Here is a 16,644-nt window from a genome sequence, read left to right as displayed (position 1 = left end):
CTGGCTACGATCGACCGGGTGAACAGCAGGCAACCCATCCCCGTCGTCGTCCTCGCCGGTTTCCTCGGATCCGGCAAGACCACCGTGCTGAACCACCTCCTCGCCGGTCGCGGGGGCACCCGCATCGGGGTCGTCGTCAACGACTTCGGATCGATCGAGGTCGACGCGATGTCGGTGGCCGGACAGGTCGGGGACTCCATGGTCTCCCTCGGCGGCGGCTGCCTGTGCTGCGCCGTCGACGGCAGCGAACTCGACGCGTACCTGGAGAAGCTCTCCGCCCCCGTCCACCGGATCGACGTGATCGTCATCGAGGCGAGCGGACTGGCCGAGCCCCAGGAGATGATCCGGATGCTCATGGCCAGCGAGAATCCCGCCATCCGCTACGGCGGGATGGTGGAGGTCGTGGACGCCGCCGAATTCGACGCCACCCGGACCAGGCACCCGGAGACCGACCGCCACCTCGCCGTCGCGGACCTGGTGGTGCTCAACAAGATCGACCGGGTGGACGCGGCCGAGCGGGCCCGGATCGAGCAGCAGCTCGCCGTGGTCTGCGCCCCGGGCACCCCGGTCATGGCCACCGATCACGGGCGGATCGATCCCGAACTGCTCTTCGACCGCAGGCCCTGGACCGAGACCCGGGGACAGCTCTCCTTCGAGGACCTGCTCGCGGAGGCCGACGACCACGACGACGAGCACGGTCACGACCACGGCCACGGCCGCTGCGACCATGCGCACGCCGCCTACGAGAGCACGGAGTTCACCTCCGAGCAGGCGCTGTCCCCCCGCCGGTTCATCGATTTCCTCGACCGGCGTCCGGCCGGGCTCTACCGGATCAAGGGCTTCGTCTACTTCGGCGTACCCGGGCACGAGGAGCGCTACGAGGTCCACGCGGTCGGCCGCTTCCTCCGCTTCGCCCCGAGGCCCTGGGGGCGGGGCGAAGCGCGCGTGAGCCAGCTCGTCCTGATCGGCTCGGGCACCGACGGGCCGGGTCTGCTGCGCGAACTGGAGGCCTGCCGCGAAGCGGCCCCGCACGAGGCGCGCCCCGAGAGCATGTGGGGCGTACTGCGCTACGTCGCCCGGCCCGCGGAGCCGGTGATCGGGGTTCCCGCAACCGGCTCGGACGAGACCTGAGGGCGTCACCACCCTTACGCCGGGCCGCCACCGCCATCACGCCCGCATCCGGCCCGACCGGCGAGACACCCCCTAGGCCACCTCGACCCCGAACTCGCCCAGCAGGTCCTCCAGGCCGCCCCGGTAGCCCTTGCCGCCGATCACGAAGTCCCAGTCGCCGTTGGAGCGGTGCCGGAACGAGCCGAGGACCAGGGCCGTCTCGCCGGCGCGCCCGTCGGAGACGTCCAGCCGGCCCAGCTCCTCGCCGCCCGCGGACAGCAGCCGGATGTGGGCGTCGGTGAAGCCGGCGAGGTCGGCGTGGGGATCGACCTCCGGGTCGATCGCGGCCACGAGGACCAGCCGGTCGGCCTGCGACGGCAGGGCGTCGAAGGAGACCTCCAGCGCCGCCTTGTCGGGCGCAGCGTGCGCGCGGGCCCGTACCGAACCGTCCGGGGTCCGCGGGTTGTTGAAGAAGACGAAGTGCTCCTCGCTCAGCACCCGGTTGCCCGTGCAGACGAGCGCGCACACGTCGAGGGCGACCGAACCCGACCAGGACATGCCGAGCACGTTGTGTTCGGCCGGGGGAGCCGGTTCGGCCGCCCGCCGGTCGGGTGCCGTGGCACCGCTGCCGAGCCGGCCGCGCAGGCCGTACTGGTGGAGCAGCTCGACCAGGTCCGCCCCGGGAACCAACTCCAGCGGCTTGCCGTTGGCAAAGGTGTACGACCCGGGGCCGAAGGTCGCGGTGGTGACCAGCACCCCCTTGTTCGCCCCCTTGTCCTGGACCGTGCCGTACAGATCACGCACGGCCGTCGGCGGCACCGTGTTGCGGTAGCGCTTGACCTGCACGACGATCCGACCGCCCCGGATCGGAGTCGGGTCCACCGCCTCCACATCGACCCCGCCGTCGCCCGACCGTTGCGTGGTCACCGCCTCCATGCCCATCGCCCGGAACAGCTCGGCGACCAGGTTCTCGAAGACGATCGGGTCCATCGCGAAGAGGTCCGGCTCGTCCCCGTCCGCGTCGCCCGCGTGCCCGCCGTGGCTGACGACACCCCCGCCGACCTCGTCGGGCCGGCGCCCGGGGCGCACCGCCGTCAGCTGGTCGGGCCGCGCCGACAGCAGCCCGCCCAGCCCCGAGACCAGACAGTCCACCGCACTGACCTGCTCCAGCCGCAGTCCGGCGAAGGCGCTGCGCGCCGCCGGTACCGTGGCGAGCACGAACCGCGTCTCCTGGCCCGTCACCGGATCGTGGCAGTCCACGAAGCCGTTGACCACGACCGAGTCCAGTACGCCGAATTCGTCCGCCGCGTACAGTTCGCGCACCACCAGCAGCACGCACTGGGCCAGCAGGTCCCGGTACAGCGCCCGTCGTTCCGTGACCGGGCGGGGCTTCACCTTGTCCTGGTCCGTGCTCGGCAGGTACTGCACCGCCCGGGCCTCCGGCACCACCGCGTACCCGGGCAGCTCCCAGTCCAACACCAGCTGGCGCGCCGCCGGATCGTACGCGGCCGTCACCTGCCTCGGTAGCCCCTCGGGCCAGGCGGTCGAGGCGTACAGGGCCGCCGAGAAGTACTCCACCGCCGCATCGGCATCACCCGCCCGCAGTGCGTCCGCCAGCTCCGTGAGCCCGCCGTTGTGCGCCCGCACCCCGGCGATCTGCTCCGCCGCCCACCGGTCGTACTGCTGCCGGTACGCGGCCAGTTGCTGCTGGCGCTGCGCCTCCGCGGCGTTCGCGGCCTGCCAGGCCTGGGTGTAGCGGGCGTGCGCCTCGCGCTCCGCCTGCGCCCGGTGGTTCGAGCCGAGCGTCCAGCCGCTGCTCTGCCGCTGGAAGTCCTCGATGCGGGGCATCGGCACCGGGTGCGCCAGGGCCCCGGGGTCGAAGGGTTGCAGCCGGTCCGGCCGGGCCAGGGAGGACATCCGGAACGCCGGTGTCCGGCAGCCCGCGACCAACAGGCCCTTGAGGGCTTCGACCTCGGCGTCGAGCTGCGCGGTACGCCGTAGGGCCTCGGCCTCGCGGTACTGCCGGTGGCTCCGGTTCGCGTCCCGTTCGTGGGCCCGCTGCCGGCGCTCGGCCTCCCGCTGCTGGACCAGCTGCGTCTGTTGCTGCCGACGCTGGGCCTCCGCCCAGTTCCCGATCAGTCCGCTGCCCGCTCGACGGCTCATCAGCTGCGTTCTCCCCCCACCACGTCCTGGGGGAAAACACTAGTCGGCATTCGGGTGGTACGTCCCCCCGGTCGCACCACCCGAACGCCCTCCCGCGACCTACAGCGCGGCTCCCGCCAGCGCCGCGACCGCCGCCGGCAGCGCCGCCCCCGAGCCGTCCCGGCGCGGGTCCGCGGTCGGCAGCTCGGCCGGAGTGCCGTTGGCCGCCGCGGCACGGACGGGGGAACCGCCCGCCCAGGCCAGGACCAGTACGTCCTCGCCCTTCAGGAACCGCTGGCAGCGCACGCCGCCCGTGGCCCGGCCCTTGCGCGGGTACTGGTCGAAGGGGGTCAGCTTCCCGGACAGCACCGAGCCGTCCAGGGTCCCGTGCGAGCCCGCCACCGTGAAGACCACGGCGTCCCGCGCCGGGTCCACGGCGGAGAAGTGGATCACCTTGGCGCCGTCGGCGAGCTTGATGCCCGCCATACCGCCCGCCGGGCGGCCCTGCGGGCGGACCTGGCCCGCCGGGTAGCGCAGCAGCTGGGCGTCGTCGGTGATGAAGACCAGGTCCTCCTCACCCGTGCGCAGCTCGACCGCGCCGACGATCCGGTCGCCCTCCTTGAGGGTGATGACCTCCAGCTCGTCCTTGTTCGCCGGGTAGTCCGGTACGACGCGCTTGACCACGCCCTGCTCGGTGCCCAGCGCGAGGCCCTGCGAGGACTCGTCCAGCGAGGTCAGGCAGATCACCTTCTCGTCCGCTTCCAGCCCGGAGAGGAACTCCGAGACCGGAGCGCCGCCCGCCAAGTTCGGCGCGGCGTGCGTGTCCGGCAGCTGCGGCAGGTCGATCACCGACAGCCGCAGCAGCCGCCCGTACGAGGTGACCGCGCCGACATCGGCCCGGGCGGTCGCGGCGACCTGCGAGACGATCAGGTCGTGCTTGGCGCGGACGCCGCCCTCCTCCTCCGGCAGCGCCTCGCCGTTCGCCGTACGCGCCAGCAGGCCCGTCGAGGACAGCAGCACCCGGCACGGGTCGTCCGCGACCTCGAGCGGAACGGCCGCCACTGCGGTGCCCGCGGACTCCAGCAGCACCGTACGGCGCTCGGTGCCGAACTTCTTCGCCACCGCCGCCAGTTCCGCGGAGACCAGCTTGCGCAGCTCGCTGTCCGACTCCAGGATCCCGGTCAGCTCGTCGATCTCGCCCGTCAGCCGGTCGCGCTCGGACTCCAGCTCGATCCGGTCGAACCGGGTGAGTCGGCGCAGCGGGGTGTCCAGGATGTACTGGGTCTGGATGTCGCTCAGCGAGAACCGCTCCATCAGCCGGGACTTGGCCTGTGCGGAGTTGTCGCTGTCCCGGATGAGCCGGATGACCTCGTCGATGTCGAGGAGCGCCACCAGCAGGCCCTCGACCAGGTGCAGCCGGTCGCGGCGCTTGGTGCGGCGGAACTCGCTGCGCCGCCGGACGACCTCGAAGCGGTGGTCGAGGTAGACCTCCAGCAGCTCCTTGAGGCCCAGCGTCAGGGGCTGCCCGTCCACCAGCGCCACGTTGTTGATGCCGAAGGACTCCTCCATCGGCGTCAGCTTGTAGAGCTGCTCCAGCACGGCCTCCGGGTGGAAGCCGTTCTTGATCTCGATGACCAGGCGCAGGCCGTGCGAGCGGTCGGTGAGGTCCTTGACGTCGGCGATGCCCTGGAGCTTCTTCGAGCCGACCAGGTCCTTGATCTTCGCGATGACCTTTTCGGGGCCGACCGTGAAGGGCAGTTCGGTGACGACCAGGCCCTTGCGGCGCGCCGTCACGTCCTCCACCGCCACCGTCGCGCGGATCTTGAAGGTGCCGCGGCCGTTCTCGTAGGCGTCCTTGATGCCCGAGAGCCCGACGATCCGGCCGCCCGTGGGCAGGTCGGGACCCGGTACGAAGCGCATCAGCGCCTCCAGGTCCGCCTGCGGGTACCGGATCAGGTGGCGGGCGGCCGCGATGACCTCGCCGAGGTTGTGCGGGGGCATGTTGGTGGCCATACCGACCGCGATCCCGGAAGCGCCGTTGACCAGCAGGTTCGGGTACGCGGCGGGCAGGGCGACCGGCTCCCGCTCCTGGCCGTCGTAGTTGGCGGTGAAGTCGACGGTGTCCTCGTCGATCGACTCCGTCATCAGCGAGGTGGCGTCGGCCATCTTGCACTCGGTGTAACGCATCGCGGCCGGCGGGTCGTCGTTGCCGAGCGAGCCGAAGTTGCCGTGGCCGTCGACCAGCGGCAGCCGCATGGAGAAGGGCTGGGCCATGCGCACGAGGGCGTCGTAGATCGACGCGTCACCGTGCGGATGGAGCTTGCCCATGACCTCGCCGACGACACGGGCGCACTTCACGTAGCCGCGGTCGGGGCGCAGGCCCATCTCGTTCATCTGGTAGACGATGCGCCGGTGCACCGGCTTCATGCCGTCCCGGGCGTCGGGCAGGGCGCGGGAGTAGATCACCGAGTACGCGTACTCGAGGAAGGAGCCCTGCATTTCGTCGACGACGTCGATGTCGAGGATCTTCTCCTCGAAATCCTCCGGCGGCGGGGTCTTCGTGCTGCGGCGGGCCATCGCTGCGCGGCTCCTTAACCAAAATGGGGTGTGCTGGGTGTCGGGCGGGGTGTCTGGCTGGGTTGGACGGTCTTGTGGTGTCCGGCGAGGGTACGACGCGGACCATTGTGGCCCGACGCACCGACAACGCCGACTCCGACCCCGGGGGTCCCCCGGACGGAGTGCGGGGGAGTGACCCGGGAACTTATCCGGCGGTCGGCGCGCTTGCATACAGTGGCAGGTCGATAAGAAATCTCTGCATCGCGATCGAAGGGACCACATGCCCATGGGTCACACGGCCACAGCCCAGGCCGGCTCCGGCGGCCTGACAGCGACCGAGCACCGGCTGGCCAACGGCCTGCGCGTGGTGCTGTCCGAGGACCACCTGACCCCGGTCGCCGCGGTCTGCCTCTGGTACGACGTCGGCTCGCGCCACGAAGTCAAGGGACGCACCGGCCTGGCTCACCTCTTCGAGCACCTGATGTTCCAGGGGTCGGCGAGCGTACCCGGCAACGGGCACTTCGAACTGGTCCAGGGCGCCGGCGGTTCCCTCAACGGCACCACCAGCTTCGAGCGCACCAACTACTTCGAGACGATGCCGACCCACCAGCTGGAGCTCGCGCTCTGGCTGGAGGCGGACCGGATGGGGTCCCTGCTGGCCGCCCTGGACGACGAGTCCATGGAGAACCAGCGCGACGTCGTCAAGAACGAGCGCCGCCAGCGCTACGACAACGTTCCCTACGGCACGGCCTTCGAGCGGCTGACCGCCCTGGCCTACCCCGAGGGCCACCCGTACCACCACACCCCGATCGGCTCCATGGCCGACCTGGACGCCGCCTCCCTGGAGGACGCGCGCACCTTCTTCCGCACGTACTACGCGCCCAACAACGCGGTGCTCTCGGTCGTCGGGGACATCGACCCCGAGCAGACGCTCGCCTGGGTCGAGAAGTACTTCGGCACCATTCCCGCGCACGACGGCAAGCAGCCGCCCCGCGACGGCTCGCTGCCCGACGTCATCGGGGAGCAGCTGCGCGAGGAGATCGTCGAGGAGGTCCCGGCGCGTGCGCTGATGGCCGCCTACCGGCTGCCGCACGACGGCACCCGCGAGTGCGACGCCGCCGACGTGGCGCTGACCATCCTGGGGGGCGGCGAGTCCTCGCTGCTGCACAACCGGCTGGTGCGCCGCGACCAGAGCGCCGTCGCGGCCGGCTTCGGCATGCTGCGCCTGGCCGGGGCGCCCTCGCTGGGCTGGCTGGACGTCAAGACCTCCAGCGGGGTCGAGATCCCCGCCATCGAGGCGGCCGTGGACGAGGAGCTCGCGCGGTTCGCCGCCGAGGGCCCGACGGCCGAGGAGATGGAGCGCGCCCAGGCACAGCTGGAGCGCGAGTGGCTGGACCGGCTGAGCACGGTGGCCGGCCGCGCCGACGAACTGTGCCGCTTCGCGGTGCTGTTCGGCGACCCGCAGCTGGCGCTGACCGCCGTCCAGCGGGTCCTCGACGTCACCGCCGAGGAGGTGCAGGCCGTGGCCGCGGCCCGACTGCGCCCGGACAACCGCGCGGTGCTCGTCTACGAGCCGCTCGCGGCCGACGAGTCCGACCAGCACGACGACTCCGACGAGAACGAGGGGGCGGAGCAGTGAGCGACACGGCAGCCGTCACGATGACCTTCCACCCGCGCCCGCAGGCCGGCGAGCCGCAGCCGTGGGCCTTCCCGGCCCCCGAGCGCGGACAGCTGTCCAACGGGCTGACCCTGCTGCGCTGCCACCGGCCGGGCCAGCAGGTCGTCGCGGTCGAGGTCAACCTGGCCGCCCCGCTCGACGCCGAGCCCGAGGGCCTGGACGGCGTGGCGACCATCATGGCGCGGGCCTTCTCCGAGGGCACCGACAAGCACTCCGCCGAGGAGTTCGCGGCCGAGCTGGAGCGCTGTGGCGCCACCCTGGACGCGCACGCCGACCACCCGGGCCTGCGGGTCTCGCTGGAGGTACCGGCCTCCCGGCTGGCCAAGGCGCTGGGCCTGCTCGCCGAGGCGCTGCGCGCCCCCGCCTTCGCCGACGCCGAGGTCGACCGGCTGGTGCGCAACCGGCTCGACGAGATCCCGCACGAGCTGGCCAACCCGCAGCGCCGCGCCGCGCAGCAGCTCTCCAAGGAGCTCTTCCCGGCCACCCTGCGGATGTCCCGGCCGCGCCAGGGCACCGAGGAGACGGTCGCCCGGATCGACTCCGCCGCCGTGCGCGCCTTCTACGAGGCCCACGTACGCCCCGCCACCGCCACCGCGGTGGTCGTGGGCGACCTGACCGGCATCGACCTGGACGCCGTGCTCGCGGACACCCTGGGCACGTGGACGGGCAACACCGCCGCGGCCCTCCCGGTGCCGCCGGTGACCGCCGACGACACCGGCCGCGTGGTCATCGTGGACCGGCCCGGCGCGGTCCAGACGCAGCTGCTGATCGGCCGGATCGGGGCGGACCGTCACGACCGGGTGTGGGCGGCCCAGGTGCTGGGCACGTACTGCCTGGGCGGCACCCTCACTTCGCGCCTGGACAAGGTGCTGCGCGAGGAGAAGGGGTACACCTACGGCGTGCGCGCCTTCGGCCAGGTGCTGCGCTCCACCGCGGACGGCAAGGGCGCCTCGATGCTCGCCATCAGCGGCTCGGTGGACACCCCGAACACCGGACCGGCGCTGGAGGACCTCTGGAAGGTGCTGCGCACCCTCGCGGAGGGCGGTCTGACCGACGCCGAACGCGACGTCGCCGTGCAGAACCTGGTGGGCGTGGCCCCGCTGAAGTTCGAGACGGCGGCCTCGGTCGCGGGCACCCTCGCCGACCAGGTCGAGCAGGAGCTGCCGGACGACTACCAGGCGCAGTTGTACGCCCAGCTCGCCGCGACGGGCACGGTGGAGGCGACCACGGCGGTCGTCCAGGCCTTCCCCGCGGACCGGCTGGTCACCGTGCTGGTGGGCGACGCGGCGCTGATCGAGGAGCCCGTGCGGGCCCTTGGGATCGGAGAGGTCACGGTCGTCTCCAACTGACCGGCGGATGACGGCTCATTGAGGGCCGGCTGAAGGTTTCAGCAAGGGGTTCTGGTGACTTGGTCACCAGAACCCCTTTTGTCCGTTTAGTGGTGAGGTTGCTTTTATGTGGTGTGGCGTACGCAACAAAAAGCCGTGTCTGTTTGGCGATTGACTGATGATCCGCCTAGCGTCGGCCGTGCTGCCCGTCAGTTGTGCTCGCCGCACCCGCGGCACCGGACAGCGATCGCCGAGTCCCCGTCAGGCGCGAGCCTGGGGAGCCGGGGACCCACAGTCCCTGGGGTGAATCGGACTCCCTCGCAAGAGGAGGTCCGTAGGAGACCTTCCTGCTCCGAACCCGTCAGCTAACCCGGTAGGCGAGAAGGAAGGAAAGGATCAAACCCTTCATGGCGTTTGGCAGTCGTCCCGCTGGTACCGGTAAGCACCGTGGCTCCAGCCGCCTGAGCAAGAAGACCGCCGGTTACGCCGGTATCGCCGCGATCGCCACTACGGGCGTCGTCGGCTCCCTCGCCGCCCCGGCCTTCGCCGCGGACAACCACAGCAGCACCATCGGCCAGGACAACGGCCTGGGTGCCGTGGTCGTCGCCGAGGACCTTGCGGGCGACATAGCCGACCAGGCCGAGTCCCAGCACCGCGTCGCCGAGCAGGACGCCGTCAAGGCGCAGGCCGAGGCCGACGCGAAGCAGCGGGCCGCGGAGGCCAAGCGCCTCGCCGAGGTCAAGGCGAAGGTCGAGCGCGAGGCCGCCGAGCGCGCCGCCCGCGAGGAGGAGCGCAAGCGCCTCAACACCTTCGTCGCCCCGGTGGACGGCTCGTACGTCAGCACGCAGTACCACGCGGGCGGCGGCATGTGGTCCTCCGGCTCCCACACGGGCATCGACTTCCACGCCGCCTCCGGCACCTCGGTCCACGCGGTGGGCGTCGGTACCGTCGTCGAGGCCGGCTGGGGTGGCGCGTACGGCAACAACGTCGTCATCAAGCACAACGACGGCACCTACACCCAGTACGGGCACATGAGCTCGCTGAACGTCTCCGTCGGCCAGCAGGTCACCCCCGGCCAGCAGATCGGCCTGTCGGGCTCCACCGGCAACTCCAGCGGCCCGCACCTGCACTTCGAGGCCCGCACGGGCGCGCAGTACGGCTCGGACATCGACCCGATCGCGTACCTGCGCTCGCACGGCGTCAGCCTCTGACACCGCCCCGCACCGCTTCACCGAAGACCCCGGCTCCCCGAGCCGGGGTCTTTGTGTGTTGCGTCTTTGTGTAAATGTTTCGTATTTCTGGCCGCTCTCGGAAATTATCGTGTGTTGCAATAGAGTCGCAGCACGCGCATGTGCGTGCAATGAGGGTGGCAGTCGGAAATAGGCGGAGGTTCGGTCTTGCGTATTCCTGCGCACGCGGTATGCACAGCAATCCGCGACGACATCGTCTCCGGGGTGTTCGAGCCGGGCGGCCGGCTGACCGAGGAGGTGCTGGCCCGCCGGTACGGGGTCTCGCGCGTCCCGGTGCGCGAGGCCCTGCGGACCCTGGAGTCCGAGGGGTTCGTGACCACGCGGCGGCACGCGGGGGCCTGCGTGGCGGAGCCGACCGGGCAGGAGGCCGCGGACCTGTTGGAGCTGCGGATGCTCCTGGAGCCGCTGGCTGCCGCGAGAGCCGCCCGGCGGCGCACCGACGCGCACCTCAAGGTGCTGCGCGGGCTGGTCAGGCTGGGGCAGGAGCGGGCCAGGCGGGGCCAAGGCGAGGACCTGCGGTCCCTGGGCGGTTGGTTCCACGAGACGCTCGCGCAGTCCTCCGGCAGCCCCGGGCTGATCGCGCTGCTCACGCAGATGCGGCACAAGATCGCGTGGATGTACGTGGTGGAGGCGCCGGACCGGCCCGTGGAGTCCTGGGCGGAGCACGGGGCGATCGTGGACGCGGTGGCGCGCGGCGACGCCGAACGGGCGCGGGCGCTGACCGCGGCCCACGCGGACCGTGCGGCGGGGGCGCACCGGCTGCGGCTCCGCCCGGCGGTGAGCACTTCGCAACCTGCCGTAAACATGTCGAGCGTCCGGCATTAACAGCAGCCGTATACAAAGGGTGGGGTCGCGTGAATTCGCTGTACGGCGGCCTATGTGCCGTGCGTCGAAACAATTCGCCGTGCGGAATTCCGGCCGAGCTTAATTAGGCGTGCGCCGGGCCGGATATCAGCGGGCCCTTTTCGGCGAGCGGTATTTCTTCGGGGTTCGCGCTGCCCGCGGGGCCGCGGTCCCGCGGGGTGAGCGCACGGGGCGGGCCCGGGTGAGGCCGGGTGAGGCCGGAGGACTGCCCGGAGCCCGGCTCCTGGGGTGCGCCCCCGGAGTTGGGGACAGGCCCCGAGCGCGGCCCCCGAGTCGGCCTCCCGGTCCCCGAGCGCGGCCCCCGGGCCGGTGCCCGGCTCCCGAACGCGGCCCCCGGGCCGGAAGCCGGCCCTGAGCCGGAGACCGGACCTCGACTCCGAGACCGTCCCGGGACGGAGCCCGGCCGGCTCATGAGCCCGGCCCCCGGACCCCGAGCCCGAGCCCGCCCCCGGGTCGGACCCCGGCTCCGGTCCTCGGTCCGGGCTCTGGTGAACGACGAAGCCGCGGTCCCCCGGAGCGGGGCCGCGGCTTCGCGCGTGAAGTCGAACCCGAAGGGTCAGACGGTCTCGGGGAGCTCCTCGAGACCCTCGGCGACCAGCTTCGCGAGGCGGTCGAGCGCGGCGTCCGCACCCTCGGCCTCGGAGGCGAGGACGATCTCCTCGCCGCCCTGGGCGCCGAGACCCAGGACCGCCAGCATGGAGGCGGCGTTGACGGGGTCGCCGCCGGACTTCGCGATGGTCACCGGGACGCCGGAAGCGGTCGTCGCACGGACGAAGATCGAGGCGGGACGAGCGTGCAGGCCCTCGGCCCAACCAACGTTGACGCGGCGCTCTGCCATGGTGATGCCCTTCAGGTTCTTACGGTTGTCTAGACCAGTCTCTCACGGCACCCGGAATGCTCGGACCTACCTTCGGCCTGAATTTTCCGCCGTTCGGCCTTCCCCAGCTTGCCCTGATTCGTCCCGTCCTGCCGCGGCGCCGCGCGAGGGCTCCACGGCCCGATCCGGCCGTAAGGTAGGCCCATGACCATCGAGTCGGACCCCTCGTACCCGGCCCACTGGGAAGCCGATGTCGTCCTGCGCGACGGAGGCACCGCCCGGATCAGGCCCATCACCACCGAGGACGCGGGCCGGCTCGTCAGCTTCTACGAGCAGGTCTCGGACGAGTCGAAGTACTACCGGTTCTTCGCTCCCTACCCCCGGCTCTCCGACCGCGACGTGCACCGCTTCACGCACCACGACTACGTGGACCGGGTCGGGCTCGCCGCGACCATCGGCGGCGAGTTCATCGGCACCGTCCGCTACGACCGCATCGGCGCCGACGGCCGGCCCGCCTCCGGACCCGCCGACGAGGCCGAGGTCGCCTTCCTCGTCCAGGACGCCCATCAGGGCCGCGGGGTCGCCTCCGCCCTCCTCGAACACATCGGCGCGGTGGCCCGCGAGCGCGGCATCCGGCGGTTCGTCGCCGAGGTGCTGCCCGCCAACACCAAGATGATCAAAGTCTTCACGGACGCCGGCTACCAGCAGAAGCGCAGCTTCGAGGACGGCTCCGTCCACCTCACCCTCGACCTCGAACCCACCGCCGAGTCGCTCGCCGTGCAGCGCGCCCGCGAACAGCGGGCCGAGGCCCACTCGGTGCAGCGACTGCTGGCCCCCGGCTCGGTGGCCGTCATCGGAGTCAGCCGCTCCGGTGCGGGCGTGGGCGCGGCCGCGCTGCGCAACCTGCGCGACGGCGGCTTCCACGGCCACCTCTACGCCGTCAACGAGGCCGTCACCCGCGACCTGCTCGACGGCGTGCGGGCCTACCGCACCATCGACGCCATCGACGCTCCGGTCGACCTCGCAGTGATCGCCGTTCCGGCCGACCGGGTCCCCGAAGCGGTGGCCGCCTGCGGCGAGCACGGGGTGCAGGGGCTCGTCGTCCTGTCCGCCGGGTACGGGGAGAGCGGCCCGGCCGGACTCGCCCGCCAGCGCGAACTGGTGCGGCAGGTGCGCTCGTACGGGATGCGGCTGATCGGACCGAACGCCTACGGCGTGATCAACACCGCGCCGGAGGTGGAACTCAACGCCTCCCTGACCCCCGCGCCGATCCCGACGCGCGGCCGGATCGGCCTGTTCACGCAGTCCGGGGCGATCGGGATCGCCCTGCTCTCGGCCCTGCTCCGGCGCGGCGAGGGCCTGTCCTCCTTCGTCTCCGCGGGCAACCGCGCCGACGTGTCCGGAAACGACATCCTCCAGTACTGGTACGACGACGAGGCGACCGACGTAGCCCTGCTCTACCTCGAAACCCTCGGCAACCCGCGGAAGTTCACCCGACTCGCCCGCCGGACGGCGGCCGTCAAGCCGGTGGTCGTGGCCAAGGGCGGCCGGCACAGCCCGGCCGGGCACGTCGTCCCCGACACCCGGCTGCCGGAGGCCACCGTCTCCGCCCTGCTGCGCCAGGCCGGTGTCATCCGCGTCGACACGGTCACCGAGCTGGTGGACGTCGGCCTCCTGCTGGCGGCGCAGCCGCTGCCCGCCGGGCCCCGGATCGCGATCCTCGGCAACTCCGAATCCCTCGGGATCCTCACCTACGACGCCTGCCTCACCCAGGGCCTGCGGCCGCTGCCGCCGCTGGACCTGACGACGGCGGCCGCGCCGGCCGACTTCCGCACCGCCCTGACCGAAGCGCTGCGCTCCGAGGACTGCGACGCGGTGGTGGTCACGGCCATCCCGTGGGTGAGCGAGGACGCTCCGGCGGACGACCTGGCGGGCGCCCTGCGCGAAGCCGTGGCCGCGTACCCGGGCAAGCCGGTCGCGGTGGTGCACGTCGAGCTCGGCGAGCTCGTCGAAGCCCTGTCCGCCGTGCGCGGCGCCCCGCACCCCGCACCGTCCCGCAGCTGGGGCCCCGCGGCGGACCCGGCGCCCCGCGCACCGGCCGGGCCGCTGTCCGCCGCCGGCGACAGCATCCCCAGCTACCCCGCCGCCGAACGCGCGGTCAAGGCCGTCGCCGAAGCCGTCCGGTACGGGCAGTGGCGCCGGGCCACCGCCGACGACGACGGGCGCGTCCCCGAGTACGAGGACATCGACGAGGCCGGGACCGCGGACCGGCTGGCCCGGCTGCTGGCGGACGTCGACCCCGGCGCCGTGCTGACCCTGACCGACCGGGACGCCCGCGACCTGCTCGCGGCCTACGGGATCCGCGTCCTGCCCACCCTGCCCGCGCCGAGCGCCGACGCGGCGGTCCGCGCCGCCGGGGTGCTGGGCTACCCGGTGGCGCTCAAGACCACCGCCCCGCACCTGCGCCACCGCGCGGACCTGGGCGGCGTACGCCTCGACCTCACGAACGAGGCCGAGCTGAGGCGTTCGTACGAGGAGCTCACCGACGCACTGGGCAAGCCGGCCGAGCTCCAGCCCGTGGTGCAGGCCATGGTGGCGCGCGGGGTCGACACCGTCGTCCGCTCCGTCATCGACCCCGCCGCGGGCGCCGTCCTCTCCTTCGGGCTCGCCGGCGTCGCTTCCGAGCTGCTCGGCGACACCGCGCACCGGCTCGTCCCCGCCACCGACCGGGACGCCGCCGGACTGATCCGGTCCATCCGGACCGCACCCCTCCTGTTCGGCTGGCGCGGCAGCGACCCCGTGGACACCCCCGCCCTGGAGGAACTGCTCCTGCGGCTCTCCCGCCTCGTGGACGACCACCCCGAGGTGATCGGCGTCTCACTGGAGCCCGTCGTGGTCGCCGCCGAAGGCGTCTCCGCCCTCAGCGCCACCGTCCGCGTCGCCCACCCGCCGGCCCGCGGCGATCTCGGCCCGCGGACCCTCCCCAGTTACTGACCGGGTACGGCGCGGCCTGAGGGCCCCGTACGGGCCTTAGGATGGACCTCATGGCGAAATCCGGTACGACGACCCAGGGGCTGCGCACGGCGATCGAGCGCAGCGGCTACTACCCGGCCCTCGTGGCCGAGGCCGTGGAGGCCGCGGTGGGCGGCGAGCCGATTTCGTCGTACCTGGTCCACCAGGAGACGACCTTCGACTCCAACGAGGTGCGCCGTCACGTCACCGTGCTGGTCCTGACCGGCAACCGCTTCATCGTCAGCCACACCGACGAGCAGGCTGCCGACGCCGGGTCCCCCTCCCCGTACGCGACCACGTCCACCGAGTCGGTCAAGCTGTCCAGCATCTCCTCCGTGGTGCTCAGCCGCGTCGTCGCCAACCCGGAGTCCTACACCCCCGGCACCCTGCCCCGCGAGGTCGTCCTGACCATCGGCTGGGGCGCGGTCTCCCGGATCGACCTGGAGCCGGCCGCCTGCGGCGACCCGAACTGCGACTCCGACCACGGGTACACCGGCAACTCCACCGCCGACGACCTCAGCCTGCGGGTCAGCGAAGCCGGCGACGGGCCGGAGGCGGTGCGCCAGACCCTGGTCTTCGCGCAGGCCCTCAGCGAGGCCACGGCGGCGACGTCCTCCACCTCCGCCCGCTGATGGCGTACTCCGCGGCACAGGAGTGGCCCGAGCCGGAGCTGCTGGACCTGGCGGGCGCCCCCGTCCCGGAGTACGGCGCCGGATCGCTCGCCGACCTGCTGCCCACGCTCGTGGCGGGCCAGGGCGTCCCCGGTTTCACCGCCGCCATCACCGAGCTGACCCCGGCCGACCGGAACTGCGTGTTCCTGGTCGACGGCATGGGCTGGGAGCAGATCAAGGCCCACCCTGACGAGGCCCCGTACCTCACCTCCCTGCTCGGCAGCTCGCGCGGCGGCACCGGTCGCCCGATCACCGCGGGCTTCCCGGCGACCACGGCCACCTCGCTCGCCTCCGTGGGTACCGGCCTGCCGCCGGCCCGCCACGGCCTGCCCGGCTACGCCGTCCGCAACCCCGCCACCGGCGAACTCATGAACCAGCTCCGCTGGTACCCGTGGACCTCGCCGAAGCCCTGGCAGCCGTACCCGACCGTCTTCCAGCAGGCCGACAAGGCCGGGGTGGCGACCGCCCAGGTGTCCTCGCCCGCCTTCCAGACCACCCCGCTCACCAAGATCGCGCTGAGCGGCGGCACCTTCCTCGGCCGGATGACCGGCGAGGAGCGGATGGACCTGGCGGCCGAGCGCCTCGCGGCCGGTGACCGCTCGCTCGTCTACACCTACTTCAGCGAGCTCGACGGGGCCGGTCATCGGCACGGCGTGGACTCCGACGCGTGGCGCGGCCAGCTGATGTACGTGGACCGGCTCGTCCAGCGGCTCGCCGAGCAGCTGCCGCCGCGCACCGCCCTGTACGTGACCGCGGACCACGGCATGGTCGACGTCCCCTTCGACGAGGACTCCCGGATCGACTTCGACGAGGACTGGGAGCTGAGCGCCGGCGTCGCCCTGCTGGGCGGCGAGGGTCGGGCCCGGCACGTGTACGCGGTGCCGGGCGCCGAGGCCGACGTGCTGACCGTGTGGCGCGAGGTGCTCGGCGACCGGTTCTGGGTCGCGAGCCGCGAAGAGGCCCTGGAACTGGGCTGGTTCGGTACGCCGGGGGAGTGCGACGAGCGCGTGCTCGGGCGCATCGGCGACGTGGTGGCGGCCGCCCAGGCCGATGTCGCGATCACCGCCTCGCGCAACGAGCCGAACGAATCCGCCCTCGCCGGAATGCACGGCTCCATGACGGCGGCGGAGCAGCTCGTCCCGCTGCTCGAAATCCGCACCTGACCTTCGCCCACCGGCCGCCCGGCCCACCGCCCACCACCTGCCCCCACGACCCG

Annotated in this window: 11 protein-coding genes and 1 riboswitch; of the genes, 8 read left to right on the top strand and 3 right to left on the bottom strand. The window is 72.4% G+C overall.

Going from position 1 to position 16,644, the window contains the following annotated elements; genetic code table 11:
* Positions 1-18 precede the first annotated feature (18 nt).
* Entirely contained in the window at positions 19-1,131 is a 1,113-nt protein-coding gene (locus OG386_RS13645; RefSeq protein WP_328788400.1) for a CobW family GTP-binding protein, read from the top strand.
* 72 nt (positions 1,132-1,203) lie between these two features.
* Here the strand turns inward: OG386_RS13645 and OG386_RS13640 are convergent, their stop codons facing one another.
* Positions 1,204-3,273, bottom strand: a complete 2,070-nt coding sequence (locus tag OG386_RS13640) for a restriction endonuclease (RefSeq protein ID WP_328788399.1) — start codon at positions 3,271-3,273, stop codon at positions 1,204-1,206.
* 99 nt (positions 3,274-3,372) lie between these two features.
* Positions 3,373-5,829 carry a DNA gyrase/topoisomerase IV subunit A gene (locus OG386_RS13635; RefSeq protein ID WP_328788398.1) on the bottom strand — a complete coding sequence of 819 codons (2,457 nt, stop codon included), beginning with the start codon at positions 5,827-5,829 and terminating at the stop codon, positions 3,373-3,375.
* Positions 5,830-6,094: 265 nt separating this feature from the next.
* Between OG386_RS13635 and OG386_RS13630 the strand changes: the two genes are divergently transcribed.
* The 4 genes from OG386_RS13630 to OG386_RS13615 all read left to right on the top strand — a co-directional run bounded on the left by OG386_RS13630 (position 6,095) and on the right by OG386_RS13615 (position 10,889).
* Positions 6,095-7,447 (top strand): M16 family metallopeptidase, encoded by a 1,353-nt coding sequence (locus OG386_RS13630; protein WP_327382876.1) that lies wholly within the window; start codon positions 6,095-6,097, stop codon positions 7,445-7,447.
* A 20-nt stretch (positions 7,448-7,467) separates the two neighbouring features.
* The gene (locus OG386_RS13625) at positions 7,468-8,835 is read left to right on the top strand and encodes a M16 family metallopeptidase (RefSeq protein ID WP_328793244.1); all 1,368 of its coding nucleotides are present in this window, start codon (positions 7,468-7,470) and stop codon (positions 8,833-8,835) included.
* Positions 8,836-9,052: 217 nt separating this feature from the next.
* Positions 9,053-9,209: riboswitch (cyclic di-AMP (ydaO/yuaA leader) on the top strand.
* A gap of 12 nt (positions 9,210-9,221) precedes the next feature.
* On the top strand, positions 9,222-10,025 hold the full coding sequence (locus tag OG386_RS13620; RefSeq protein WP_328788397.1) for a M23 family metallopeptidase: 804 nt from the start codon (positions 9,222-9,224) through the stop codon (positions 10,023-10,025).
* Positions 10,026-10,211: 186 nt separating this feature from the next.
* Positions 10,212-10,889, top strand: a complete 678-nt coding sequence (locus OG386_RS13615; protein ID WP_328788396.1) for a GntR family transcriptional regulator — start codon at positions 10,212-10,214, stop codon at positions 10,887-10,889.
* Between the two features lie 595 nt (positions 10,890-11,484).
* On the opposite strand, the gene OG386_RS13610 is transcribed toward OG386_RS13615, so the two are convergent.
* The gene (locus tag OG386_RS13610; protein ID WP_030012489.1) at positions 11,485-11,766 is read right to left on the bottom strand and encodes an HPr family phosphocarrier protein; all 282 of its coding nucleotides are present in this window, start codon (positions 11,764-11,766) and stop codon (positions 11,485-11,487) included.
* 183 nt (positions 11,767-11,949) lie between these two features.
* On the opposite strand from OG386_RS13610, the gene OG386_RS13605 reads away from it, so the two are divergent.
* Genes OG386_RS13605 through OG386_RS13595 form a run of 3 tightly spaced genes read left to right on the top strand, consistent with a single transcriptional unit; the run spans position 11,950 to position 16,591 of the window.
* Positions 11,950-14,739, top strand: a complete 2,790-nt coding sequence (locus OG386_RS13605; protein WP_328788395.1) for a bifunctional acetate--CoA ligase family protein/GNAT family N-acetyltransferase — start codon at positions 11,950-11,952, stop codon at positions 14,737-14,739.
* A 50-nt stretch (positions 14,740-14,789) separates the two neighbouring features.
* Positions 14,790-15,389, top strand: a complete 600-nt coding sequence (locus OG386_RS13600) for a DUF5998 family protein (protein WP_030026988.1) — start codon at positions 14,790-14,792, stop codon at positions 15,387-15,389.
* The gene (locus OG386_RS13595; protein ID WP_328788394.1) at positions 15,389-16,591 is read left to right on the top strand and encodes an alkaline phosphatase family protein; all 1,203 of its coding nucleotides are present in this window, start codon (positions 15,389-15,391) and stop codon (positions 16,589-16,591) included. Before OG386_RS13600 ends, OG386_RS13595 begins: the two co-directional genes overlap by 1 nt.
* Positions 16,592-16,644: the final 53 nt, after the last annotated feature.

The organism is Streptomyces sp. NBC_00273 (genome assembly GCF_036178145.1).
Lineage (GTDB): Bacteria > Actinomycetota > Actinomycetes > Streptomycetales > Streptomycetaceae > Streptomyces.
This window is presented reverse-complemented; position numbering and strand designations above follow the sequence as displayed.

What these genes read in the sequence shown, in the direction of transcription:
- OG386_RS13640 (WP_328788399.1), bottom strand. Translation starts at nt 3,273, where the DNA reads ATGAGCCGTCGAGCGGGCAGCGGACTGATCGGGAACTGGGCGGAGGCC.
- OG386_RS13635 (WP_328788398.1), bottom strand. Translation starts at nt 5,829, where the DNA reads ATGGCCCGCCGCAGCACGAAGACCCCGCCGCCGGAGGATTTCGAGGAG.
- OG386_RS13630 (WP_327382876.1), top strand. Translation starts at nt 6,095, where the DNA reads ATGGGTCACACGGCCACAGCCCAGGCCGGCTCCGGCGGCCTGACAGCG.
- OG386_RS13625 (WP_328793244.1), top strand. Translation starts at nt 7,468, where the DNA reads ATGACCTTCCACCCGCGCCCGCAGGCCGGCGAGCCGCAGCCGTGGGCC.
- OG386_RS13620 (WP_328788397.1), top strand. Translation starts at nt 9,222, where the DNA reads ATGGCGTTTGGCAGTCGTCCCGCTGGTACCGGTAAGCACCGTGGCTCC.
- OG386_RS13610 (WP_030012489.1), bottom strand. Translation starts at nt 11,766, where the DNA reads ATGGCAGAGCGCCGCGTCAACGTTGGTTGGGCCGAGGGCCTGCACGCT.
- OG386_RS13605 (WP_328788395.1), top strand. Translation starts at nt 11,950, where the DNA reads ATGACCATCGAGTCGGACCCCTCGTACCCGGCCCACTGGGAAGCCGAT.
- OG386_RS13600 (WP_030026988.1), top strand. Translation starts at nt 14,790, where the DNA reads ATGGCGAAATCCGGTACGACGACCCAGGGGCTGCGCACGGCGATCGAG.
- OG386_RS13595 (WP_328788394.1), top strand. Translation starts at nt 15,389, where the DNA reads ATGGCGTACTCCGCGGCACAGGAGTGGCCCGAGCCGGAGCTGCTGGAC.